The sequence below is a fragment of the Saccharospirillum impatiens DSM 12546 genome (assembly GCF_000423605.1).
In the GTDB taxonomy this organism is placed as follows: domain Bacteria; phylum Pseudomonadota; class Gammaproteobacteria; order Pseudomonadales; family Natronospirillaceae; genus Saccharospirillum; species Saccharospirillum impatiens.
On sequence record NZ_AUIH01000008.1, the window covers coordinates 92,117 to 115,116 of the forward strand.

Below are 23,000 nucleotides of genomic sequence, written 5' to 3' on the forward strand. Positions count from 1 at the left end.
CGAAGAATTTTCGTTCCTGAGCCGCCTTTCCCAACAGTCGCTCCCGGTATTCGGTAAACTATCGTTACATTTTCAGACAACTGCAGAAAGAATGTCCCCCGATCACACCGATCTCTGGTTTCTGCCGCTGGGTGGCTGCGGCGAAATAGGAATGAACCTCAATTTGTACGGCCACGACGACCAGTGGTTGATGATCGATTGCGGGGTCACCTTTGCCGACCCCGGTCAGGCCCATCAACCCCATGTGCAAATGCCCGACCCCGGTTTCATTGCCGAACGCGCCGATCACCTGGCTGGCATTGTTATTACCCACGCCCATGAAGACCACCTGGGTGCCTTGCCCTATCTGTGGCGTCGCTTCAAAGGTCGGGTCTATACCACTGCGTTTACCGCTGAGGTGCTGCGCCGCAAGTTGATCGAGTTCAACCTGGCCGGGCAAATTTCAATCGACGTAGTCAAACCCGGCGACCGGCGTCAGATCGGCCCTTTTAACGTCGAATGGCTCAACATTACCCATTCCATACCGGAGCCTCAGGCGCTGATGATCCGCACACCGGTCGGCAGCGTTTTCCATACCGCCGACTGGAAACTCGACCCGGGTCCCGTCATAGGACCGCCCATTGCGCCCAAGACGTTTCAGGCACTGGCCGAGGAATCGCCTTCCGCCATGGTGTGTGATTCAACCAACGCACTGGTGGCGGGCCATTCGGTCTCTGAATCAGAGTTGATACCGGGGTTACGCAAGATCATCGAAAACGCGAAAGGCCGGGTTGTCGTCAGTTGTTTTGCCAGCAATGTCGCGCGCCTGGTGACCCTGATGCAAGCTGCCGACCAGACCGGTCGCCGGGTTGCCCTGCTCGGTCGTTCCCTGAAAAACATGGTGTCAGCGGCTAAGGCAACGGGTTACTGGGACACCAAACACCGGTTTATCGATCCCTTTGACCTCGGCTTCTTCCCGCGCGAACATTTCATGGCCATTGCCACTGGTAGTCAGGGTGAGCCGCGCGCAGCGCTGTCAAGGCTCGCGCGGGACACTCACCCGGACCTGACGCTCGAAGCCGGTGATACCGTCGTGTTCAGTGCGCGCATCATTCCTGGCAATGAATTGCTGGTTGAATCGCTGATCAAAGCCCTGAAAGCTCGCGATATACAGGTCATTACGGCCGAAGAAGCCGGCTTGCCGATTCACGCCTCCGGCCACCCGGCAGCGGATGAACTGACGCAGATGTATCAGTGGGTGAAACCCGAGCTGGCCATCCCCGTCCACGGTGAAAAAGCGCACATGGCGGCCAATGCCAAACTGGCACGCGGTGCCGGGGTTACCCGGCAATTGACCGGTGAAAACGGCGACTTGTTTTACATCAAACCGGTCGTAGGGATTCGTCGTAAAGCAGCCATGACGGGTCGGTTGGGCTGGGACCGGGATGCATTAATCCCGGTTGCGACAGAATAACCGTCTACTGCCCTTGTAGCTCAGCGATACGCGCCAGCAACTGCGCATCGGGTTCGACCTTGGCATTGGTGTTGTAATCAAGCAATACGATTCGACCACTGCCTTCGGTTGTCAGTGCCTGTTGGGTCTGGCTGAAAATACCGTAGTGCTGAATAAAACCAAAGCGCTGAATCTCACCGATGCGTGCCCCGACCCAGAGCCGGTCCGGGTAGTTGACCGGACGCCGGTACTGGCATTCCGTCGAGGCCAGTATGGGGCCGATGCCCGAACTTTCCTTGCGGCCAAACAACCCACAGGCTTCAAAATAAGCGATGCGGGCGCTTTCGAAATAGCGGAAATAGGTCACGTTATTAACGTGATTAAAGGCATCCATTTCGCCCCACTGTACCGGCAGTTCCAATCGAACGGGGAAGGCATTCTCAAAGTCTTCCAGAGTCATCGCCATGGGTTTTCCTGTTTGAGTCGGTTTGAAGAATCGGCAGTGTGCCCGACTTGCCAAAAGAACAGAAGGCCGTGCCGGTGTAATCAGGAGCCTGTCGCCTGCTCACCACAAGCGTCGAACAACGCCTGCCAAGCCTCAACCTGTTGACGAATCTGAGTCCGATATCGGTTGTGGTACGCGTTGAGCTCATGCTCAAACGCCTGTATCGCCGAATTCCCGATGCCCAGGGTTCCAGTCATTGCACTCAGTGCGTCGTAGCCGGCCAGAAAACGCTGATCAACCCCAACCAGCCATGGCTGAACCTCCCGGGCAAAAATATTGCCCATCACATTGCGGGCGAAACCGAGCTCCTGCAAGGGTCGTCCCATCGGGCATAACCGGGCGTCTTCGGCCGCAGCACGCAACATCTGCTCGCTCTGCTCCAGCGCTTCAATTGCCCAGCGCATGGCGGTCAGACTGCGCCCGCCCATTGGGTATTCCGTGATCAGCTTCATGCTCTGTAGCCACTGAGACTGAGTGACCGGTAATGGCTGTGCGGTATAACCCGCCAGTGCTTGCTGGGCGGCCCGGTAGCCTTCGAAATCGACTTCATCACCCGCTGCGAAACCGCCACTGCCTCCGGTCCAGTAGCGCTGGTAGTCGGGATTAGCCAGGGTGGCGTTAAACAGATGCTGCGGAAACACGTCAACTTTCAGGTCCAGAATGGCGTCCAGTTCGGTGACCAGTTCATTGTCCAGATCAGGCTCGGAGGCCAAACACTGGGGCAATAAGGTCAGTAATCGGCGTTCATAGTCGAGACGAATCAGTGGGTCGGCCACGCGACCCAGAATGCTGTTTCGCTCACCCATCAAAGTGAACACTTCGCAGCCGCGCAATGCCCAGGCATCCAGTACGTCAATGTGCACCTCCGGCGGTGCCTGGCGTAAGGCGCGAGTGGCAGGGTAGGCCGGCAGGTCGATCGGCATTACAGCAGGAATGTCAGCATCCAGCACCCGACTGACCCGCTTGACGTAATCAGCCAACAAGTCATCGCCCGACTGCGTGCACGCCATCAAAAACACCGCCAGCAATATTGTTGCAAATCGAAACATCTGTCGCAACACACTGAAACAAGCCATCAAACAAAGCCCCATAAAACCCTTATATATCAAACAGTTAAGTGTTGGCACAAGACTTGATATACCTCAGACAAGTAACCCTACCGTCAGGGCGGTTCAACGCAGCACTGACCCTACTTTTGTAAGAGGAATCCGCTATGGCACACACACTGGTCTGGATGCCAACCAACGAAATTTTAAAGAAAGTTCCCTGTACCTGCATTGATGGTCGCACCCAGGGTATTCGCTACAGCGTAGCCGGAGGCAGCTTTGGGCTGTTTCTGCATACCCTGGCTACAATACAAACTGCAGAGGACCGCTGCCTGTCGCAGGACGATGTGGATCGCTATATGCGACTCTTTGCCAGTGAGGTTGGCCCTGTTTATTTACACAGTGACCAGCATACCATTGACCGAATCTTCGCCCGGATGGGGTTGGAAACCGAAACCCGGCTGCGTGACCTGAACGCCAGCCAGCAACGCTCTTTCTGTGAATTAGCGACTACGTCAGAATTGCAGGGTTGTGGTCATATCAAGCTGATCATGCAGAACCCCATTGACTACCAGATCCCTCCCGCACTGGTTTCACGGGCTATCAAGGCGTTCTTCCGTCTGTACTTTGGGCAGGTACCAAATGTGATGTTCGATGTGCTGGCAGGTCGTCACCGGGAAGAAAGCGTGCTGTTGCTGGAAGAACAGTTCAGTAAGAATCTGGACCAGGAATCTGCCCTGCTGCTGGCCGAACCCATGGAACAGGATCGTTTTTTCTGTCATCGGCCTTTAAAGCAGGCGCTGGCAGAACGCTTTTTGAAAGCCATCGATGCGGCGGGTCTGCCCGGGCTCGACCGCTCAAGCTGGCCTACGCTGATTCAAGCCCATAATCGTGCCGCCGAAACGACACTTAACGCACTTGCACCCGAACTCAACGTCGACCACATTCGGCTTTAACAGGAGCTTCATAACATGACACAACTTACCTTCAACCGCCGGGTCGCCCAATGGATTCCGGCTTTAGACTGGATTCGAACCTATCAGCGCGGTCACCTGCGCGGCGATCTGATCGCCGGCATTACCGTGACCATGATGCTGATTCCCCAGGCCATGTCCTACGCCATGCTGGCCGGATTGCCGCCCTATATCGGCTTGTACGCCTCAGTAATGCCACTGCTGGTGTACGCCCTGTTTGGAACGTCGCGCCAGCTTGCCGTTGGCCCCGTTGCCATGGTGGCCTTGCTGGTTTCCAGCGGTGTGGGTGTGCTGGCACCCATCGGTTCCGATGAGTACATCGCCATGGCCATTCTGTTGGCGTTAATGGTGGGTGTCATTCAGTTCTTGATGGGCGCCTTCCGGCTCGGGTTTGTGACCAACTTTATGTCGCACCCCGTCATTTCCGGCTTTACCAGTGCCGCTGCGCTGATCATTGGCTTTAGCCAACTGAAGCACATTGTTGGTCTGCCACTGCCGCGCACCGAGAACATTGCCGAAACCCTGTGGTTAACCCTGACCCAGGTGAATGCGATGGACCCGGTCGCTCTGGCAATCGGCGTTGGCGGTATTGTGCTACTGCTGGGCCTCAAGCGCATCAGTTCGCTGTTACCCGGTGCCATGATCGCCGTCGTCATTGCGACGCTGGCGGTATGGGGGTTCAACCTGAATGAAACCGCCGGTGTCAGCATTGTTGGCCAAGTACCCGCGGGCTTCCCCGAGTTTTCAATACCCACTCTGAGCTGGACCAGCATCGTTAGCCTGTTGCCAATCGCGCTGACCATTTCCATTGTGGGCTTCATGGAAAGCATTGCCGTTGCCAAGAAAATTGCGTCTGAAAAGCGGTATGAAATCGACGCCAACAAAGAGCTGGTTGGGCTGGGCCTGGCCAATATCGTCGGGTCAATGTTCAAAGCCATGCCCGTTACCGGAGGCTTTAGTCGCACCGCGGTCAATCGCAATGCGGGCGCCAATACCGGATTGGCAGCGATCATTACCGCCGTGCTGATCGGCATCGCTCTGGTCTTCCTGACGCCTCTTTTCTACTACATCCCGAACGCCATTTTGGCTTCCGTGATCATGGTAGCCGTGTTCGGGTTGATCGACCTACACGAGGTAAAGCACCTGTGGAAAGTAAAGCGCGATGACCTGGGCCTGCTGATCTTCACCTTTGCAGCGACCCTGGTGCTCGGGGTCAAATACGGCATCTTCTTGTCGGTCGGTCTGAGCATGGTCTGGTTCGTGATCAAAACAACCCGACCCCACTACGCCGTTTTGGGCAAGCTGCCAGAAACAGACCAGTACCGTAACGTAAAGCGTCATGACCAGGCTGAAAGGACTCCCAATGTGCTCGCTCTGCGCTTCGACGCCCAGTTCTACTACGGCAATGTCAGCTTTCTGAAAGACACCGTCAAACGCGAAGAAGCCAGTATGAGCAGTCCTTTGAAAGCTCTGGTCCTGGATGCCAGCGCAGTCAACCAGCTCGATTCGTCAGCCGATACGGCATTGCATGAACTGCTAAGAGACTACCGTCTGCGTCAGGTCGACCTGTTCTTTGCCCACGTTAAGGGCCCGGTTATGGACGTTATGAAGCGCAGTGGCTTTGCGCAATCGCTCGGTGAGGATCACTTCTTTCTGACAACAGACGAAGCCATTCAAGCGGCCCGGGATTACGCACAACGCTGATTATGCAAGCGCAACGGGCCGTTGCCGGCCCGTTGCTACAACTTGAAACAGATGTTGCAACCACTTAATACAGATTTTACTAATATATCCTGAAATGCCCGTATCAAGCGCACTCTAAGTTGGCACAGTACTGGCAATAGAGATAGCAACACCGGAAACACAACATCCGGAATGCGCCTTACATCGGACTGGAGAATCACCATGAAACAAGCCATCAAAACCTTTTACGACCCGGCCACCTTTACCCTGACCTATGTGGTCTTTGACGAAGACAGCCGTGATGCGGTCGTCATCGACCCGGTGTTGGACTACAACCCGATTGGCAGCATCGTGTCTGACCAGTCATTCCAGCAAGTGGTCGACTTTGTCACCGACAACAAACTGAACTTGCACTACGTGCTGGAAACTCATGCCCATGCCGATCACCTGAGCTCCAGTCAATTGTTCCGCGATGAGTACCCTGGCATCAAGGTCGCGATCAGTGAGCGCATCACCGGTGTACAGACCGTTTTCAAGACGGTTTACAACCTGGAAGACTCGTTTGTAACCGACGGCAATCAGTTTGACACCCTGATCAAAGACTTTGAAACACTCGAGGCCGGTACATTGCGGATCAAAGCGCTACCAACCCCCGGGCACACACCAGCCTGCCTGTCGTTCCTGATGGACGGTGCGGTATTCACCGGAGACGCCTTGTTCATGCCCGACTACGGTACCGGTCGCTGCGACTTCCCCGCTGGCGATGCGCGCACCCTGTACCAGTGCGTGACCGACAACCTCTACAGCCTGCCCGATGAAACCCGGGTCTTTGTCGGACATGATTATCAGCCCGGCGGACGAGAGGTTGCCTGGGAAAGCACCATCGGCGAGGAAAAAGCAAAGAACATACAGCTTAAAGGCGACACGACTGAAGATGAGTTCGTTGCCTTCCGCGAAAAACGGGACGCTGGTTTGGCCGCTCCGAAGCTGATTTACCAGAGCATTCTGGTGAACATCGATGCGGGCCACCTTCCCAAAATGGAAAGCAACAACCAGCGGTACCTGAAAATACCGCTCAACCTGAAAATGAATCGGGTAGTTTAAATGCAACAATGCCAGCTCGGTCGCTGGCCCTTGCAAAGACCGGCTGGCGCCCTAATTCTCAACAATCTAAATTAGCAATAACTTATTCGAGGTTGCAATGGAAATCGTTAATTTCACTCCCTTGTCAGCGACCATTGGTGGCGCGCTGATCGGCTTATCCGCAGCGTTCCTGCTGTTGGTCAAAGGCCGTGTCGCCGGGATCTCCGGGATCTTCGGTGGAATCGTTTATCCGGAAAAAGGTGATGTCAGCTGGCGGATCCTGTTCATCGCCGGACTGGTCATCGGTGGTTTTATCTATCAGTGGCTGGGCGCAGGAGCCGGTGTTGACCATATTGAAGCCGTTGTCGGTACACCCTGGTTGATCGTCGCGGGCTTGTTGGTCGGCATCGGCACCACCATTGGCACTGGTTGCACCAGTGGCCATGGCATCTGTGGCCTGGCCCGGCGCAGCCCGAGATCGCTGGTGGCTACGGTGACCTTCATGGCCACCGCCTTTGTCACGGTCTACATCGTTCGTCACCTGGTTAGCGGAGGAGCTTGATCATGACCCAATCGAAAAGTCTGGCCGCGGCTCTGTTTGCTGGCATCCTGTTTGGCTTTGGTTTGTCCGTCGCGCAAATGATCGACCCGGCCAAGGTGGTTAATTTTCTGGACATCTTTGGCACCTGGGATCCTTCCCTGGCCTTCGTGATGGGGGGGGGGCTGATCGTAAACGCCATCGCCACGCCACTGATCCTCAAACGTGGCAAGCCAGTACTGGCAGAGCTGTTTCGCATACCCGGCAAAAGCCAGGTAGACCGGCGCATCGTAATCGGTGGCGTGCTGTTCGGCGCCGGCTGGGGACTGGCAGGCTACTGCCCGGGCCCAATGATCACCTCGCTGAGTTTTGTTGACGGTAGCATTCTGACCATCTTCACCGCTTACGTGGTGGGTACCCTGGGCGCGAAGTTTGGCCTGGCCAAATACGAAGATTACAAGCACCAGAAACACCAGGCCAATGAGGCCTGCGTCGGCTAACAACTGTGTTGAATGCTATTTTCCCAAACCCGGCTAAGCCGGGTTTTTTGTCTCAGCTCGCATTTTTCCAGTCCAAGTGCCTGCAAATGACCAATGTCGCTTGAATCAACCCGGCGAAAGCGACAAGCTGATCGGTCTGTGTTTGAACTGCGCAAAAGCGGATCAGCTACACTGACGATGACTGAGACAGGCAGACCAACTCCCTATGACCCGAAGAACGTCACCGAACCCTTTTGATGCCCCACTCACCCGGGCATTGATTACCGTCGCCGCCGTGATCGTCATCATCGCCGGGCTGCGCATCGCCCAGCCGATTCTGGTGCCTTTTCTGCTGGCCCTGTTTCTTGCTGTTCTAACTTCACCCGCCGTGCGCTGGCTCACCCATTATCGGGTGCCTACGCCTGCTGCCATTGGCTCCGTTGTACTGCTGGTGTTTGTTGTGCTTTATGGCGTGAGCAACCTGGTGATTTCCTCTACTGAGGAATTTTTCCAGCGCATGCCAGAATACGAACAGAAAGTAGATGGCTGGATACAACTTCTGCGTGAACGACTCCCCTGGTTGTCAGAAGACCTGAGAACCAGCCTGCAAAGCATTGCGCCCGATCCGGACAATATGCTCGGCGTCGTCAGCGCCCTGTTTTCTGGCCTGGGGGGGATTTTGCTGGCGCTGGTACTCACCGTCTTCATTTTGATCTTCATGCTCGACGAAGCCCAGGGCGCCCATGCCAAACTGAACCGCGCACTCGGCGATGACCGGACCGTTGAGTACGCCCGTCGTTTCACCAAGTTGGTACAACGCTATCTGGTGATCAAGTCCTTCATCAGTGTCATTACCGGCTTGTTGGTTTGGGGGTTTCTCAGACTGCTGCAAGTCGATTACCCCATTCTCTGGGGCACGCTGGCCTTCGTGATGAACTTCATTCCCAACATCGGCTCGCTGATAGCCGCCGTTCCGGCTGTTTTTCTAGCCACGGTGCAACAAGGCTGGAGTGGCTTCGCCATCAGTCTCATCGGTTTTGGTGCCATTAACGCCATTATCGGGAATTTACTGGAGCCGCGCTTGATGGGCCGGTCTCTCGATCTGTCGACCCTGGTGGTGTTTTTATCACTGATATTTTGGGGCTGGGTATTGGGGCCGGTCGGCACGCTGCTGGCCGTGCCATTGACGGTAGTGGTGAAGATTGGTCTTGAGGTTTACCCGAAAAGCCGCTGGCTAGCGATACTGCTGAGCCAGTAATCACGCTGACAACGACCGGTACCCATCAGGCACCGGTCGATAACAGGCCTTCAGGCCCGGGACATAAACTTCTTCAATTCGGTATTCACCTTTACCCGCTCACCCTGCTCTATGTACTCGGGCACCTGAACCGTAATTCCGCCTTCCAGCACCGCAGGCTTAGTTCGCGCAGATGCCGAGGCACCCTTGATGCCAGGCGCCGTCTCAATGATTTGTTTCACCAGAGACTGCGGCAATTCAATGGCCACCAGCACATCGTTCACCAACAACCCGCTCAACCCTTCCATACCATCGTGCAACCAGGCCAACTGATCACCAAGATCGTCGGTCGACAGCATGTGCTGGGCGTAATCTTCCACGTCCATAAAAGTGTGCATGTCGCCCTCGGAAAACAGATACTGCATGGAGCGCGTCGCCGCATCAGCCAGGGTCAGAAAGTCGTCACCCTTAAAGGCTTCCTCACGCTTACGCTTACTGACCAGTTCATTCATGGTCATCTTGTACAGGGTGGCGGCACCACGGGCACTGGGGCTGTGAACATCCACTTTACTGATTTTGTACTGATTACCGTCCAATTCAATAACGTGGCCGGGTTTGATCTCGGGAGCTTTCGGCATGATGGTCTCAACAGGGAAATGGGAAAAGAGCCTAAAAACGCGGCAATTCTAGCACTGAGATTTACTTTGGCGACAGTGATTCATTCGGTGGCAGAAGTACTGAGTTAGAAGTTCGCGGGCGAATTTGGCTGGGAGTCAATTTTGTATTTGGTGCCGGGCGGGCCACCGGGTACGTCTATTGGAGGCACGCCGTAAATACATCCCTGTAGGCTCGTAGACCGCATCCATGCGGTCTCACGGCCTCCAATAGACGTACCCGGCAGCCCTTGGTAAGCAACAGATCATATTACCGCGAACTTCTAACTCAGTAGCCCGAGGTTAGTTTCAGTACGATTCAGCTATCAATTACAGGTCGGTTTTGAAGTTAAGACTGACTATTTAACCCATAGCTAAGTGCTGGCTGCCGGGTAGGCCTCTCCGGGGTAGTCCGCTGTATGGATCGGTCCGACGCTTCGGCTGCGGTCTAGGCTCCATGGAAGGATTCACGCCGACCCCGGAGAGGCCTACCCGGTGGCCAGCACGCACTCACAGCACCAAATTCAACCGTGCCTGAAACAACGCCGTCAGGCGCGGTGGGCTGACTTTGCCTTAATGCGGAACGCATGTAACAGGGGCTCTGTGTAGCCGTTGGGTTGCAGTTTGCCTTCGAGTACCAGTGCCAGAGCGGCCTGGAAGGCGATGTTGTTGTCCGGGTCTTTGGCCATGGGGGTGTAGCTTGGGTCGTGGGCATTCTGTTTGTCGACCACGGCCGCCATTCGCTTCATGGTTTCGATGACCTGGGCCTCGGTGCAGATGCCGTGGTGCAGCCAGTTAGCCATGTGTTGGCTGGAAATGCGCAGGGTGGCGCGGTCTTCCATCAGGCCGACGTTATTGATGTCCGGCACTTTGGAACACCCTACACCGTGATCGATCCAGCGGACCACGTAGCCGAGAATGCCCTGGGCATTGTTGTCCAGCTCCGCCTGAATGGCGTCAGCGGTCAGAGCGCCCGGGTCTGCCAGAAGCGGGATTTGCAGAATGGCATCCAGCGAGGCCGGTTCGCGCTGGCGCAGGGTTTCCTGGCGCTCGGCGACGCTGATGCGGTGATAATGCACCGAGTGCAGCGTTGCACCATTGGGTGAGGGAACCCAGGCGGTGTTGGCGCCCGCCATCGGGTGGCCCTGTTTCTGCTCCAGCATCGCGGCCATTTCATCGGGCATGGCCCACATGCCCTTGCCGATTTGAGCTTTGCCGGGCAAACCGGCGGCCAAACCCGCATCGACGTTGTTGTCTTCATAGGCGCTGATCCAGGCCTGCTGCTTCATTTGGGCCTTGGGAATCATCGGTCCGGCCAGCATGCTGGTGTGGATTTCATCGCCAGTGCGGTCGAGGAAGCCCGTATTAATGAAGACCGTGCGATCGCTGGCCGCCTGAATGCAGGCCGCCAGATTGACGGTTGTGCGCCGCTCTTCATCCATGATGCCAATTTTCAGCGACTTTGGCGCAAGGTCGAGTGCCTGCTCGATGCGCGCAAACAGATCGACGGCAAATGTGACCTCTTCCGGCCCGTGCATTTTGGGTTTGACGATGTACACACTGCCGGTACGGCTGTTGCGCCGCTCCGTGTTGTTCAGCAAGTCATGTTTGGCGGCCAGCGCAGTGACCATGCCATCGAGAATGCCTTCGGGGACTTCACGGCCATCCCGGTCCAGTACGGCGTTGATGGTCATCAGATGGCCAACGTTGCGCACGAACATCAAGCTGCGGCCATGCAACACCAGCGGGCGGCCATTCAGGCCCTGGTAGGCGCGGTCGCTGTTCAGAGACCGCTTGACCGTCTTGCCACCCTTTTCGAAGGATTCGCTCAGGGTGCCTTTCATCAGGCCGGTCCAGTTGCGATAGACCTCGGTTTTGTCTTCGGCATCGACCGCGGCTACTGAATCTTCGCAATCCATAATAGTGGTCAGGGCTGCTTCGACCAGCAGGTCTTTAACGCCTGCAGCATCGGTTTTACCAACCGGGCTGGTCGGATCGATCTGGATCTCAATGTGCAGACCGTTGTTTTTCAGCAAAATGGCCTTGGGTGCCGCTTCGTCACCCTGATACCCCAGGCACTGCGCAGGCTTGGCAAGACCCGTTTGCTTGCCATCGTTCAATTCAACCGACAGTGCACCATTGGCAATGGTATAGGCTACGGCGTCGGCATGTGACCCGCTGGCCAGAGGCGTGGCCTGGTCAAGGTGTGCCCGTGCAAACGCGACTACTTTTGCGCCGCGCACCGGATTGTACCCTGGCCCCCTCTCGGCACCGTCGTCTTCACTGATCGCATCGGTGCCATAAAGCGCATCGTACAGACTGCCCCAACGGGCATTGGCCGCATTCAGGGCAAAACGGGCATTTTTGACCGGCACCACCAATTGCGGACCCGCCTGTTCGGCGATTTCGGTATCCACGTTGGCCGTGGTAATAGGCTTTGCATCGACCGGGGGCAGCAGATAACCGATTTCCTGCAGGAATGCTTTGTAGTCGGCGGCATCGTGCGGTTCACCGGAACGCTCGGCGTGGTATTGATCAATTTTGGCCTGCAGCGTATCGCGCTGACGCAGCAGGGTGTCATTACGCGGACCAAACTCGTCCAGAATGGCTTCAAACTGATCCCAGAAATGAGCTGAGGTCACGCCGGTACCGGGCGCTATTTCCTGGTCAATCAACTGGTAAAGTTCGGTCGCGATCTGAAGACCGCCGTGCTGGGTTCGCTCTGTCATGAGTCTGGCCTGTCGTTGTTGGCTTTTTATTCGAGTCTAGGGAGCCTGGGTGGATACGACTAATTTATAGTTCTTATAGTCATCATTCACCGCATGAATGCGATTTCACCGTACCGGAATGTTGCGGGCTTAACCTGGCCGCTTAGGTGACGTTTCGACGTTCAGTTTTAACTTAAGTTTTAAGCCCCCGACCTTGCCATCAAAACTCCGGGCTTGGAACCTGTTCAGCCACCTCATTGATGAGACGCCGCATCCAGCGATGCGCCGGGTCGTGATGCAGCAACGGGCTCCACACCAGTTTGAGCTGAATGCCGGGAATCACGAAAGGCGGCGCCATCACCCGTAACCGGTCGTTGTGCGCCTGCAGCAGAGCCGCCCGGGCTGGCAGCGTAACCACCAGGTCGTTCTGTTCGGCCAGCAGCATGGCGGCCTGATAGTGCCGGGTGAAGACGGTGATGTTGCGCTTGCTGCCAAGCTGTCCCAACACTTCATCGACCCAGCCCAGGCGTTGCACGTCGGCCGGGTCGACGCCAACGCCAACCCCATAGCCGGTCTTGCTCACCCAGACGTGCTGCGCCTGGAGGTAATTCTTCAGACTGAAGTTATCGATAATGGGGTTGTCAGAGCTGACCATGCAGCAGAACTCGTCTCGCCAGACGATGGTTTGATGGAACGACTGGGGTATGTCGTCGAAGCGGTTAATCACCATGTCGACCTTGCCCTGTTCGACGTCCAGAAAACTGACGTCACTGGGGGTCATCAGGTCGAGGATGACGTTCGGCGCTTCTTCGCGCAAACGCCGCAGCAGTGGCGGCACCAGGGTCGATTCCGCGTAATCGCTGACCATGATGCGGAACACCCGCTGGCTGTTTTCAGCGTCAAAATCTGACCGTGGCTGGATCGCCCGCTCAATGTCCTGGAGCACGGTTCGAAGCATCGGCTCAAGCTGTCCGGCACGCTCTGTCGGCGTCATTCCCTCACTGGTACGGATCAGCAAGGGGTCGTCAAAGAGGGTGCGCAACCGCCGCAGGCCGTTGCTCATGGCAGGCTGGCTGATGCCCAGTTTATCGGCAGCCCGGGTGACGCTGCGTTCGCGCAGTAGCACGTCCAGATACACCAGCAAGTTCATGTCGATGCGACTTAATTGCATCTGTCTCTCCTGTTCCGGTAAGGGTCCTGTTGTGGGGCAAGATTATACCCAAGGCGCACCCATCATTCACCCGGTGAATACTGAAAATAATAACTATAAATTGGCCAAATTACCGGGGCGATCTTAATGTGAAGTCAAGGTCGCTGCAGAGACACACCGTTGCAGTTGGCACAACGATCACACAACAAGCAAACACAACTAGACAGCACACCGCCAAGAGGACATTGCCATGACCACTGGAAACTACAACCGCCAAGCTGAAATCGAAGCCATCCAGAAAGACTGGGACATCAACCCACGGTGGCAGAACGTCAAACGCACCTACAGTGCCGAAGACGTGGTTCGCCTGCGTGGCTCACTGAAACGCGACAACACGGTCGCGACCCGCGGTGCCGAGAAACTCTGGCAACTGATCAACGAAGGTGGCCGTCCGAGCTTCCGTCCCGAGAAAGACTTTGTAAACGCCATGGGCGCCCTGACCGGTGGCCAGGCCGTACAGCAGGTTAAGGCGGGCATTCAGTCTATTTACCTTTCTGGCTGGCAGGTTGCCGCCGATGCCAACTCCTCTGAAACCATGTATCCGGATCAGTCTCTGTACTCCGTTGACTCTGTACCCACGGTTGTTCGTCGCATCAACAACGCTTTTGAGCGCGCCGACCAGATCCAGTGGAAAACCGGCAAGAACCCGGGCGATGAAGGCTACATCGACTACTTCGCGCCCATCGTCGCCGATGCCGAAGCCGGTTTTGGCGGTGTTTTGAACGCTTATGAGCTGATGAAAAACATGATTCGTGCCGGTGCGTCTGGCGTGCATTTTGAAGATCAGCTGGCTTCGGTCAAGAAGTGCGGTCACATGGGTGGCAAGGTACTGGTGCCGACTCAGGAAGCCGTGCAAAAGCTGGCGGCGGCACGTCTGGCGGCTGACGTTGAAGGCGTACCGACCATACTACTGGCACGTACCGACGCCAACGCAGCCGATCTGATCACCTCTGACTGCGACCCCTATGATGCCCCCTTCATCCAGGGTGACCGCACGAACGAAGGTTTCTACCGGGTTAAAGCCGGGATTGATCAGGCCATCTCACGCGGCCTGGCCTACGCGCCCTATGCCGACCTGTTGTGGTGTGAAACTGCCAAGCCGGACCTGGACGAAGCCCGCAAGTTCGCTGAAGCGATCCGCAAGGAATTCCCGGATCAGCTGCTCGCCTACAACTGCTCGCCTTCATTCAACTGGCGCAAGAACCTGGACGACGCGACCATCGCCAAGTTCCAGACCGAGCTGTCAGCCATGGGCTACAAGTTCCAGTTCATTACCCTGGCCGGCATTCACAACATGTGGCACGGCATGTTCAACCTGGCGCACGCCTATGCCCGCAAGGACATGTCGGCCTACGTTGAACTGCAAGAGCAGGAATTCAAAGACGCGGAAAAAGGCTACACCTTTGTTGCACACCAGCAGGAAGTGGGCACCGGCTACTTCGATGATATGACCACGGTCATTCAGGGTGGTACGTCATCGGTTACTGCCCTGACTGGCTCCACTGAAGAAGAGCAGTTCGCCTAATCGGCGAGGAATCTTCAAACAGGATCACAAGGATGTGATTTGGTCTATCCGGAATGCTGAAAGCACCATCAAGTCAGCATTTCGACCGGAAGTACCCGATAATTGCATCGGCAGTCCATTTTGCATCGTATACACTGGGCCCTGATCAGCACTTTACCCGCCAAAGCTGCTGATATTGGGCTCAAATAATAACTGCAACGGACTCTGACACATGACTTCTACCCTTAAGCTGGCACTGACTGGCTTTTTTGTTTTTCTGCTCACCCTGAGTGCGGCATCAACGGCTCATGAAATACGCCCTGCCATCATCGACCTGACTCTCGAAGAGGACGGAGCCTACCGCATCGACATTCAAACCAGTGTGGAGACTTACCTCGCGGGTATTGGCCCTGAAGTCACCGACACCAATGACGCCCCTCAGGCCGATGAATACGATCGATACCGGGCCATGTCCGCCCAGGAACTGACGCCTGTGTTCAAAGAATTTGTCCCTGAACTGATAAATGGCATCCGCTTCCAGGCTGACGGTATTGATCTCAACTTGCCTGAGCCGAGCCTTGCTCTGACCAACGAGCCGGATCTGGAGCTTGCCAGAGATGCGGTCATCACCTTTACCGGTACTCTGCCAGTCGGCAGCTCAAGCCTGGCCTGGCAGTGGGATGAGCAGTATGGCGGGTCGGCACTGCGGGTCACTTCCGCATCGGGTGAGGAGATCTATACCGAGTATCTTCAGCCAGGCACCGCGGCAGGTCCTTTTGATATTACCGGGGCCGTCAAACAAAGCGGATTTTCGATTTTCGCCAATTACATCGTCATTGGTTTTGAACATATTCTGCCCAAAGGGCTCGACCACATCTTATTCGTGGTCGGCTTATTCCTGCTTAGTTCAAAATTAAAACCTTTGTTATGGCAAGTAAGCAGTTTCACCCTGGCACATACCGTAACCCTTGCTCTTGGTATGCTGGGCATCGTGACAATACCAGCAGCGGTCGTGGAGCCCCTCATTGCACTGTCCATTGTCTACGTCTGCGTCGAAAACCTGTGGTCACGCAACCTCAGCAAGTGGCGACCTGCCGTTATTTTCGGATTCGGATTGTTGCATGGCCTTGGCTTCGCCAGCGTACTGACTGAGATAGGACTGAGTCCGAATCACTTTATTACAGGCCTGATTGGCTTCAACGTCGGTGTCGAACTCGGTCAGTTGACGGTCATTGCACTGTGCTTTCTGGCTGTAGGCGTCTGGTTCAGGAACAAAGACTGGTACCGGAGCTACATCACGAACCCGGCATCCATCGCGATAGCCTTAGTGGCAGGCTGGTGGGTATTTGAACGGACTGTTTACGGAGTCTAATCGTCAAGGAGGCTGATGGAACACGGATGTTCCAGCGCATAGGGTTTGGCAGTATCAGACCATTAAGAATGCAGCAACCAATCATCGGTTGATTCTATTGGTAAAAAAGTTGTCTTCGACTGGAAATTCGGTGGTCCCACGAGTATTCTCATGTATCGTTCAAGCTAAGCGACGCCCGCGATGACGACCTTAAAGCTTCGATACATCCTTATTCTATTCCTGGTTACGTTCCAGGTAGTAGGGGGTTTATCGGCTTGGGCGGAAACCACACCAAATGGGCCCGATCAAACACAGGCATTGTGTGCAGACCATAGTATTGAACACTGTGGCATGGCCGATCATTCCAGTCAGTTACGATCACAATGCAGTGGTATGGCCTGTAGCTTACCGCTATTGGCGCAAGCCTTTACCAGTGTGGCCGAAAGTGCGCCACAGGAAAAAGAGCGCTATAAACAACCGCTCAATCATTCCCTCCACTCGGGCTATCATAGCTCACTCGATCGCCCACCCAGCCTCTGATCCTCAATCGTTTTCATTATCGTTCTGCTCAGACAAGAGGCTAACCTTTTGCCTCTCGCTATCATCTGACAGCTTACTTCCTGTCTTTTAATTGTCTGAACATCACTATATTTCGGATTGGTATAGATACTGAGGTCACTTATGAGAAAAATGATTGAACGCCGCAATCATCATTCAATGATGATCCGTTGCGCCCCTGCCTGCACACCACTTGTAGCAGTGCTCGTTGCGGTCATTTTTGCCATCTTCATCGCTCCCGCAACTACGGCCGATGATAAACCCTATCATGTTGATGTCGTTGTTGAGGGGCTGTCAGATAATGCTCAAACGGGGCAACGAATGTTCAACCAAACCTGTGCATCCTGCCACGGGTTAAATGCAGAGGGATCAGAGGCCGGGCCACCACTGATTCATTCCATCTATAACGCAGGGCACCACTCCAACAAAGCGTTCTACCGTGCGGTAACGCAGGGTTCACGGCAACACCACTGGTCGTTTGGTGACATGCCGCCACAACCCACCGTTGGATTTACTCAAATGACATTCATCCTTGCCTTTATTCGTGAGGTACAGGTAGTCAATGACATATAACCAGGATGGTTCGGATGAGGATACTCAAACCGAGTTACCCCATACATACACACAATCACGTTCTTAAACGTTGGAGTACCTAAAATGATGATGGATATAAGTTGGGGCTTGCACTTGTTCTGGTGGCCGTTGATCGCTGCACTTATGGTCATACCTTTATGGCGAATCTGCGAAAAGCTTGGATTTCCGGGCGTTCTCAGTGTTTTGGCACTGGTTCCCATACTGAACCTGGGGTTGCTGTATTTTCTCGCGTTCAGCGAACCACCCGGCGGCACCAATAATTCTCGTCTGTGAGCGGACTGGAGAGCATTAAGCTGGACGCCTCGCAACGGTTTGACTCTCGGATCGATTCCGACGATGTCGTCATTGGCTTAACATTCACAGGCAGGACTGCTGAGGCTGTTTCCCTCAGCCGGTAGCACAGGTTAATTGAAGGCGGTAAAGATGAATCTGACACGACGGCAATGGATAAAGACGGGGGCACAATTGACAGCGGCCTCAATGCTGCCCTGGTCACTCTGGGCTGACCAACCACAAGTACCGCACATCAACATTCAGGCCCGGGAAACGACGGCGTCCTGGCTCGCCGCACCAACTCCGATCTGGGCCTATAACCAGCCGAAGTTGACATTACAACAGGGCGTCATGCAAACAATACGCGTGACCAACCACTTGCCCGAACCTACGACCATCCACTGGCACGGAGTGCGTGTTGGCAATGCGATGGACGGAGTGTCTGGTTTGACCCAAGCGCCCATAGAACCGGGTGCCTCTTTTGACTATCAAATAATGTCGCCTGATGCGGGAACTTTCTGGTTTCATAGCCACCACAATACCATTGAGCAACTGGCACGTGGGCTCTACGGCGCGCTGGTCGTCTCTGGCAATGACGAACCTCACTTTGAGCGGGACTGGTCATTGCTGATCGACGACTGGAACCTGAGTAGAAACGGTCGCATAGACCCGGTGTTTGCGAACCGGCACAACCAATCACATGCGGGTCGAATGGGTAACTTCCTGACTATTAATCATCACGCTGGGCCCTGGCAGGGTCAGGCAAACGCTGGCGAACGAATTAGGCTTCGGCTGATCAACACCTCCACCAATCGAATTCTACAATTGCATGCGCAGTTTCCAGGAGCGTTATGGCTCGCAAAAGATGGCCAGCCACTGACCATCCCTGAACCGATCCCTGAGGTGATTATTCTTGGGCCCGGTGAACGTTGGGATCTAGGCTGGATAGCCCGTGAAGAAGGCCAGCTACTGGAGGTCAGCGGCGCGGATTCCCTGCTCGTTGGACAGGTTGAGGTTAACCCGGTAGAGAATACAGACGTTCCTGCCTTCCCGGATGCGATGGCGTTACCGTCCAACCCCATGTCTCCTTTGTCAGCGAGTGTGAACCAACGAGTGCCTGTCATCCTCGAAGGCGGAGCGATGGGGCGGTTGCAGACGGCACAGTACCTGGAAGAGTCCCATAGTTTCAGGGAGTTGGCTGCAAAAGGGCAATTCTGGGCGATCAGTGGCCAAACTGGAATGCCTGAAGAACCCCTCTTTCGTGCCCGGCAGGGAGAGTCGGTTGAACTTGTGCTCGACAATCGCACGGCCTTTCCACACACCATGCACTGGCATGGTCATCATGTCTGGGCCAATGGACGCTGGCAGGACAGCCTGACGCTGTTAAGAGGTCAGAAACAGTCAGTCCGATTGGTGGCCGGAAATCCCGGTAAATGGCTTATCCATTGCCATATGATAGACCACCAGGCTACAGGGATGATGACCTGGTTTGAGGTTGCTTAGCGAAAGATCACTGCGCAAGCAGTAACAGGAAAAAGGTAAAGCCATGAAATTAGTTTGGATAGCAGCTACTGTACTGGGTCTCGCTGCCTGCGCAGACAATGACGAGACTGCCCGGAATGTGGGCGAGACCATCGATATTTCCAGCATCTCACTCGAGGCGAAAGCGGTCACGGGCCGATGGTACACCCAAGAAGAAGCAATGCGTGGAAAAGAGATTTTTGGAGCAAATTGCGCCAGTTGCCATGGACAAGAGGCTGAATCAATACCCAATTGGAAAACAGTGGCTGCAAACGGCCAATACCCTCCTCCCCCATTAAATGGCACAGCCCATGCCTGGCACCACCCATTGGGTGTACTCAAAATGGTTATCGAACAAGGCGGCGAACCGGTGGGTGGTGTTATGCCAGCCTGGGGCGACACATTAAGCGACCGTCAAATTATCGATGTAATCGCCAGTTTTCAAAGCTACTGGCCAGATGACACTTATCAGCTCTGGCTGGAACGTGAACAGTCCAGGAGTGACAGTCAGTAGTTTACAAGGAATCCAGACGTTCTTAACGTGCTGATAAATAGCGGAGGGTTTATGGCGAGGGAAGACAGAACAACACATTACCGGGAAGGCAGCCTGACGCTGGGCGGGACCGTAATGCTGGGAACAGGCGTCATGATCGGTGCGGGCATCTTTGCGCTTACCGGCCAAATGGCGCAGATGACCGGCGCTCTGTTCCCTTTGGCGTTTCTGGCTGCCGCTGTAGTCGTCGGCTTTAGCGCCTACTCCTATATTAAGATTTCCAATGCCTATCCGTCCGCCGGTGGCATCGGTATGTATCTGCACAAGGCGTATGGGAATCGCTTGCCAACCGCGTTTAATGCCTTGCTGATGTACTTTTCAATGGTCATAGCGCAGAGCTTTCTCGCCCGTACTTTCGGCTCTTACACCATGCAGCTGTTTGGCGGAGACGAGAGTGGTCGCATGGTGCCCATTCTCGGGGTGTCGCTCATCCTTGCCGCTTTCCTGATTAACCTGCTTGGCAACCGAATGATTCAGGGGGTGGCGTCCTTTATCGGTATCTTGAAGATCGCGGGCATTTTAATTTTCGGGGTGGTGGGTGTCTGGATTGCCGACAGCATTTCCGTTGACTTTTCCAGCCCGGGAGAGACAGGAACCCTGGGTAATTTCCTGGGGGCGACGGCTCTGGGGATACTGGCGTTCAAGGGCTTCACAACAATAACCAACAGCGGTTCGGAGGTGCAAGATCCTCATCGCAACGTTGGGCGTGCCATCGTAATTTCAATCGTGGCGTGTGTGGTGATCTATACATTGGTCGGTTTTGCCGTTGCGAGCAATCTCTCGCTGGCTGAAATCATTGAGACACAAAACTACTCCCTGGCGGCAGCGGCCCGACCGGCATTGGGCGATTATGGGGTTTGGTTCACAGTGGCCCTTGCCATGATGGCGACCGCCGGTGGCATTCTGGCCAGTATTTTTGCGGTTTCGCGTATGTTGGCGATGCTGACAGAAATGAAGCTGGTACCTCACAGACACTTCGGCATGCCAGGCAGTATTCAAAAGCACACCTTGGTCTATACCGTCGTGCTCGGACTGATTCTAACGGCATTCTTCGATCTGTCCCGGATTGCCGCACTGGGTATTGTGTTTTACTTGATCATGGATATTGCCATCCACTGGGGCGTTATTCGCTACCTGAGGGCAGATGTCAAAGCGCAGGCATGGGTACCCATAGTGGCTATTGTGCTGGACCTACTCGTCCTCGGTGGCTTTGTCTGGGTAAAGCTTAACACCGATCCATTGGTGATTGGCGTGGCGGTCGTCACCATGATTGTGATCGCCGTAGCGGAACAGGTTTTCCTGAAAAAATCACCAGAATCGGCGCTATCAAAAGATGACGAGTATCACAATCATCATCACCAATAACCAGCATGAGGCTATTGCCCAATAGAACGTTGACGATGGTTAGGATCCGACTAGCGCAGAAATTGGATCTGAGTGATGGCGACATTAGTGCTGTGTTGCAATTAGACTGTACTGTCGGAGCGAAGTGCAATTCGCCCAAGCATATGCCGGCGCGTCAGCCACAGTAATAATGGTAGTAATAGCACCCATTGCAATAGCGGGGTCAGGCCCACCTCCAACAGCATGATGATCGGCATGGAGTCCGCATATGCCCATCGCTCTAGCGGGCCAGTCGCCAGCCACTCAAGAACGATGGTTGCGAGTAGGGCAATGGTAACCACTATGAGGGCTGGCTTCCGATCGCCCTCCAGGAGCCATCGTCGATTTCCGCAGAGGATTGATGACGCCCAGAAGCTGAGCAGAAAAATCAGAACATCGCCGCCTGTCGCCCGTATACAAAGCCAGACCACAGAGCCGTGGGATTCCTCCGCCATTCCCTGATACCAGGGCACCTGCAACATCTCCCAGACGAAATGCGTCAGAAACCCGAACCCCGCGAGTGGTATCTCTGGAAAGAATTGGTTGCGCTTAGACGCCGTGCCGGCAGTTAGACTTTGGCGCAGTCGCTTGAGCATATGGTACTCCTTATGCTGGTTTCTCCCGTCAGTCCATTCGCAGATAATAGCGGTTACAATGAATAAGAGAACGTTATCTCATTGTCTTGTTTTAGGACGGCCACTCTCCCTTGCATTAGGGTTATGCCCACAAGGACCTATGGACTCCGTGATTCGCTAACTACTCGGTTTCAGGTTGGTTGCTCGCATTCAACTTTACCCGCTTGAGCAAGAGTGAATTGCCAATCACCGAGAGCGAACTCATGGTCATGGCAATAACCCCGGTCATGGGGTGCAGCAAACCAATTACGGCGAGAATAGATAGCACCGGGGTGGTCGCCATCGGGTCGACCCAGGGCAGAAACCCTGCTCCCCAGACCAGTATCGGGCGCAGATAGTCGGCGGCGACAAACCATATGGCAAAGCTCGCCAGAGCAATCAATATGACGACAGGCACAAAGCGCCCGGTCATGCGATCGGCAAATTACTGAATCGGAACCCGCGCCCCCTGAGCCTGCTCCACCAGTTTGATCACCTGGGATAAAAAGGTATCGCCTCCCACCTTGGTGGCTTTTACCCGTAAACGCCCCTCTTTATTGGTGGTTGCGCCAATCACAGTATCGCCCGCCGCTTTATAGACCGGTAACGATTCACCGGTGGCAAAGGACTCATCCAGGTGGCTCTCACCGTCAACCACTTCGCCGTCGGTAGGTTCCTTGTCACCGGGGCGGATGACCATGATATCGCCTGGCTGGAGTTCCTTCACCGGAACTTTCTGCTCCTGGCCGTCGCGCTCCACCCGTGCCGTTTTAGCACCCAGGGTCAACAACTTGCGGATCGCCTGAGAAGCTCCTCCCCTGGCCTTTGCTCCAGGGTAACTCCATAGCATATGAAACGTCATGATGGTGGCGGCCGTTTCGATAAACGACGTCATTTCTAGTGTCGTGCGCGGTCACGGTCACCATCGACAAAGCCTGAAGGGTAGTTTTGCCAACAGCAAAGCTGTGTAAACTGTGCCCCATTCGGTTGACAGTCTGTACCCGGACTGGAAAATCCCGATGTCACTTTCCTACTGGCTTTTGATGTAATGAATCTGCATATCGCTCAAACGGTGGGATCACTCTCGGCTATACGCCGCAC

Annotated in this window: 22 protein-coding genes; 14 read left to right on the plus strand and 8 right to left on the minus strand. The window is 55.0% G+C overall.

The window, feature by feature from the left end; all coding sequences use genetic code 11:
• Positions 1-91 precede the first annotated feature (91 nt).
• The gene (locus tag G565_RS0107755; protein ID WP_028670415.1) at positions 92-1,453 is read left to right on the plus strand and encodes a ribonuclease J; all 1,362 of its coding nucleotides are present in this window, start codon (positions 92-94) and stop codon (positions 1,451-1,453) included.
• A 4-nt stretch (positions 1,454-1,457) separates the two neighbouring features.
• On the opposite strand, the gene G565_RS0107760 is transcribed toward G565_RS0107755, so the two are convergent.
• Positions 1,458-1,898, minus strand: a complete 441-nt coding sequence (locus tag G565_RS0107760; RefSeq protein WP_028670416.1) for an acyl-CoA thioesterase — start codon at positions 1,896-1,898, stop codon at positions 1,458-1,460.
• 80 nt (positions 1,899-1,978) lie between these two features.
• Entirely contained in the window at positions 1,979-2,947 is a 969-nt protein-coding gene (locus G565_RS0107765; RefSeq protein ID WP_169579622.1) for a DUF3080 family protein, read from the minus strand.
• A 203-nt stretch (positions 2,948-3,150) separates the two neighbouring features.
• Here G565_RS0107765 and G565_RS0107770 point away from each other — a divergent pair, with 203 nt between their 5' ends.
• From G565_RS0107770 to G565_RS0107795, 6 genes are all read left to right on the plus strand, one after another.
• Positions 3,151-3,939, plus strand: a complete 789-nt coding sequence (locus G565_RS0107770; protein WP_028670418.1) for a hypothetical protein — start codon at positions 3,151-3,153, stop codon at positions 3,937-3,939.
• Positions 3,940-3,954: 15 nt separating this feature from the next.
• Positions 3,955-5,661, plus strand: coding sequence for a SulP family inorganic anion transporter (locus G565_RS0107775; protein WP_028670419.1), 1,707 nt, complete (start codon positions 3,955-3,957; stop codon positions 5,659-5,661).
• A 201-nt stretch (positions 5,662-5,862) separates the two neighbouring features.
• Complete coding sequence (locus G565_RS0107780) at positions 5,863-6,744, plus strand: MBL fold metallo-hydrolase (RefSeq protein ID WP_028670420.1); 882 nt, start codon at positions 5,863-5,865, stop codon at positions 6,742-6,744.
• Between the two features lie 97 nt (positions 6,745-6,841).
• Positions 6,842-7,285, plus strand: a complete 444-nt coding sequence (locus G565_RS0107785; protein ID WP_037338225.1) for a YeeE/YedE family protein — start codon at positions 6,842-6,844, stop codon at positions 7,283-7,285.
• 2 nt (positions 7,286-7,287) lie between these two features.
• Positions 7,288-7,761, plus strand: a complete 474-nt coding sequence (locus G565_RS23420) for a YeeE/YedE family protein (RefSeq protein WP_051207560.1) — start codon at positions 7,288-7,290, stop codon at positions 7,759-7,761.
• A gap of 205 nt (positions 7,762-7,966) precedes the next feature.
• Positions 7,967-8,998, plus strand: coding sequence for an AI-2E family transporter (locus tag G565_RS0107795; RefSeq protein ID WP_037338228.1), 1,032 nt, complete (start codon positions 7,967-7,969; stop codon positions 8,996-8,998).
• Positions 8,999-9,048: 50 nt separating this feature from the next.
• Here G565_RS0107795 and efpL read toward each other — a convergent pair whose 3' ends face one another.
• The 3 genes from efpL to G565_RS0107810 all read right to left on the minus strand — a co-directional run bounded on the left by efpL (position 9,049) and on the right by G565_RS0107810 (position 13,509).
• Positions 9,049-9,615, minus strand: a complete 567-nt coding sequence (gene efpL, locus G565_RS0107800) for an elongation factor P-like protein EfpL (protein ID WP_028670423.1) — start codon at positions 9,613-9,615, stop codon at positions 9,049-9,051.
• A gap of 563 nt (positions 9,616-10,178) precedes the next feature.
• On the minus strand, positions 10,179-12,359 hold the full coding sequence (locus G565_RS0107805; RefSeq protein ID WP_028670424.1) for a malate synthase G: 2,181 nt from the start codon (positions 12,357-12,359) through the stop codon (positions 10,179-10,181).
• Between the two features lie 199 nt (positions 12,360-12,558).
• Positions 12,559-13,509: a LysR family transcriptional regulator gene (locus G565_RS0107810; protein ID WP_028670425.1), complete on the minus strand. Its 951-nt coding sequence runs from the start codon at positions 13,507-13,509 to the stop codon at positions 12,559-12,561.
• A 229-nt stretch (positions 13,510-13,738) separates the two neighbouring features.
• Between G565_RS0107810 and aceA the strand changes: the two genes are divergently transcribed.
• From aceA to G565_RS0107845, 7 genes are all read left to right on the plus strand, one after another.
• A complete protein-coding gene (gene aceA / locus G565_RS0107815; RefSeq protein ID WP_157600025.1) occupies positions 13,739-15,073 on the plus strand; it encodes an isocitrate lyase in 1,335 nt (444 codons plus the stop codon).
• 211 nt (positions 15,074-15,284) lie between these two features.
• On the plus strand, positions 15,285-16,424 hold the full coding sequence (locus G565_RS0107820) for a HupE/UreJ family protein (RefSeq protein ID WP_051207561.1): 1,140 nt from the start codon (positions 15,285-15,287) through the stop codon (positions 16,422-16,424).
• 660 nt (positions 16,425-17,084) lie between these two features.
• Positions 17,085-17,534 (plus strand): c-type cytochrome, encoded by a 450-nt coding sequence (locus G565_RS0107825; protein ID WP_051207563.1) that lies wholly within the window; start codon positions 17,085-17,087, stop codon positions 17,532-17,534.
• A gap of 84 nt (positions 17,535-17,618) precedes the next feature.
• Complete coding sequence (locus G565_RS0107830; protein WP_028670429.1) at positions 17,619-17,828, plus strand: hypothetical protein; 210 nt, start codon at positions 17,619-17,621, stop codon at positions 17,826-17,828.
• Between the two features lie 150 nt (positions 17,829-17,978).
• A complete protein-coding gene (locus G565_RS0107835; protein ID WP_028670430.1) occupies positions 17,979-19,331 on the plus strand; it encodes a multicopper oxidase family protein in 1,353 nt (450 codons plus the stop codon).
• A gap of 43 nt (positions 19,332-19,374) precedes the next feature.
• Entirely contained in the window at positions 19,375-19,863 is a 489-nt protein-coding gene (locus G565_RS0107840; RefSeq protein ID WP_028670431.1) for a c-type cytochrome, read from the plus strand.
• A gap of 114 nt (positions 19,864-19,977) precedes the next feature.
• Positions 19,978-21,267: an APC family permease gene (locus G565_RS0107845; RefSeq protein ID WP_037338285.1), complete on the plus strand. Its 1,290-nt coding sequence runs from the start codon at positions 19,978-19,980 to the stop codon at positions 21,265-21,267.
• 101 nt (positions 21,268-21,368) lie between these two features.
• Here G565_RS0107845 and G565_RS0107850 read toward each other — a convergent pair whose 3' ends face one another.
• The 3 genes from G565_RS0107850 to G565_RS26330 form a co-directional block, all read right to left on the minus strand.
• Positions 21,369-21,881 (minus strand): hypothetical protein, encoded by a 513-nt coding sequence (locus G565_RS0107850; RefSeq protein WP_051207567.1) that lies wholly within the window; start codon positions 21,879-21,881, stop codon positions 21,369-21,371.
• A 160-nt stretch (positions 21,882-22,041) separates the two neighbouring features.
• Positions 22,042-22,317 carry a hypothetical protein gene (locus tag G565_RS27430; protein ID WP_245584149.1) on the minus strand — a complete coding sequence of 92 codons (276 nt, stop codon included), beginning with the start codon at positions 22,315-22,317 and terminating at the stop codon, positions 22,042-22,044.
• A 27-nt stretch (positions 22,318-22,344) separates the two neighbouring features.
• A complete protein-coding gene (locus G565_RS26330; protein WP_245584150.1) occupies positions 22,345-22,794 on the minus strand; it encodes a P-type ATPase actuator domain-containing protein in 450 nt (149 codons plus the stop codon).
• Positions 22,795-23,000: the final 206 nt, after the last annotated feature.

Excerpts from the sequence above, each read along its gene's own strand:
- G565_RS0107755 (WP_028670415.1), top strand. The coding sequence starts at position 92 with ATGTCCCCCGATCACACCGATCTCTGGTTTCTGCCGCTGGGTGGCTGC.
- G565_RS0107850 (WP_051207567.1), bottom strand. The coding sequence starts at position 21,881 with ATGCTCAAGCGACTGCGCCAAAGTCTAACTGCCGGCACGGCGTCTAAG.
- G565_RS0107775 (WP_028670419.1), top strand. The coding sequence starts at position 3,955 with ATGACACAACTTACCTTCAACCGCCGGGTCGCCCAATGGATTCCGGCT.
- G565_RS23420 (WP_051207560.1), top strand. The coding sequence starts at position 7,288 with ATGACCCAATCGAAAAGTCTGGCCGCGGCTCTGTTTGCTGGCATCCTG.
- G565_RS0107835 (WP_028670430.1), top strand. The coding sequence starts at position 17,979 with ATGAATCTGACACGACGGCAATGGATAAAGACGGGGGCACAATTGACA.
- aceA (WP_157600025.1), top strand. The coding sequence starts at position 13,739 with ATGACCACTGGAAACTACAACCGCCAAGCTGAAATCGAAGCCATCCAG.
- G565_RS0107825 (WP_051207563.1), top strand. The coding sequence starts at position 17,085 with ATGAGAAAAATGATTGAACGCCGCAATCATCATTCAATGATGATCCGT.
- G565_RS0107795 (WP_037338228.1), top strand. The coding sequence starts at position 7,967 with ATGACCCGAAGAACGTCACCGAACCCTTTTGATGCCCCACTCACCCGG.
- efpL (WP_028670423.1), bottom strand. The coding sequence starts at position 9,615 with ATGCCGAAAGCTCCCGAGATCAAACCCGGCCACGTTATTGAATTGGAC.
- G565_RS0107810 (WP_028670425.1), bottom strand. The coding sequence starts at position 13,509 with ATGCAATTAAGTCGCATCGACATGAACTTGCTGGTGTATCTGGACGTG.
- G565_RS26330 (WP_245584150.1), bottom strand. The coding sequence starts at position 22,794 with ATGACGTCGTTTATCGAAACGGCCGCCACCATCATGACGTTTCATATG.
- G565_RS0107785 (WP_037338225.1), top strand. The coding sequence starts at position 6,842 with ATGGAAATCGTTAATTTCACTCCCTTGTCAGCGACCATTGGTGGCGCG.
- G565_RS0107840 (WP_028670431.1), top strand. The coding sequence starts at position 19,375 with ATGAAATTAGTTTGGATAGCAGCTACTGTACTGGGTCTCGCTGCCTGC.
- G565_RS0107770 (WP_028670418.1), top strand. The coding sequence starts at position 3,151 with ATGGCACACACACTGGTCTGGATGCCAACCAACGAAATTTTAAAGAAA.
- G565_RS0107845 (WP_037338285.1), top strand. The coding sequence starts at position 19,978 with ATGCTGGGAACAGGCGTCATGATCGGTGCGGGCATCTTTGCGCTTACC.
- G565_RS0107765 (WP_169579622.1), bottom strand. The coding sequence starts at position 2,947 with ATGGCGTGCACGCAGTCGGGCGATGACTTGTTGGCTGATTACGTCAAG.
- G565_RS0107830 (WP_028670429.1), top strand. The coding sequence starts at position 17,619 with ATGATGATGGATATAAGTTGGGGCTTGCACTTGTTCTGGTGGCCGTTG.
- G565_RS0107820 (WP_051207561.1), top strand. The coding sequence starts at position 15,285 with ATGACTTCTACCCTTAAGCTGGCACTGACTGGCTTTTTTGTTTTTCTG.
- G565_RS0107805 (WP_028670424.1), bottom strand. The coding sequence starts at position 12,359 with ATGACAGAGCGAACCCAGCACGGCGGTCTTCAGATCGCGACCGAACTT.
- G565_RS0107760 (WP_028670416.1), bottom strand. The coding sequence starts at position 1,898 with ATGGCGATGACTCTGGAAGACTTTGAGAATGCCTTCCCCGTTCGATTG.
- G565_RS0107780 (WP_028670420.1), top strand. The coding sequence starts at position 5,863 with ATGAAACAAGCCATCAAAACCTTTTACGACCCGGCCACCTTTACCCTG.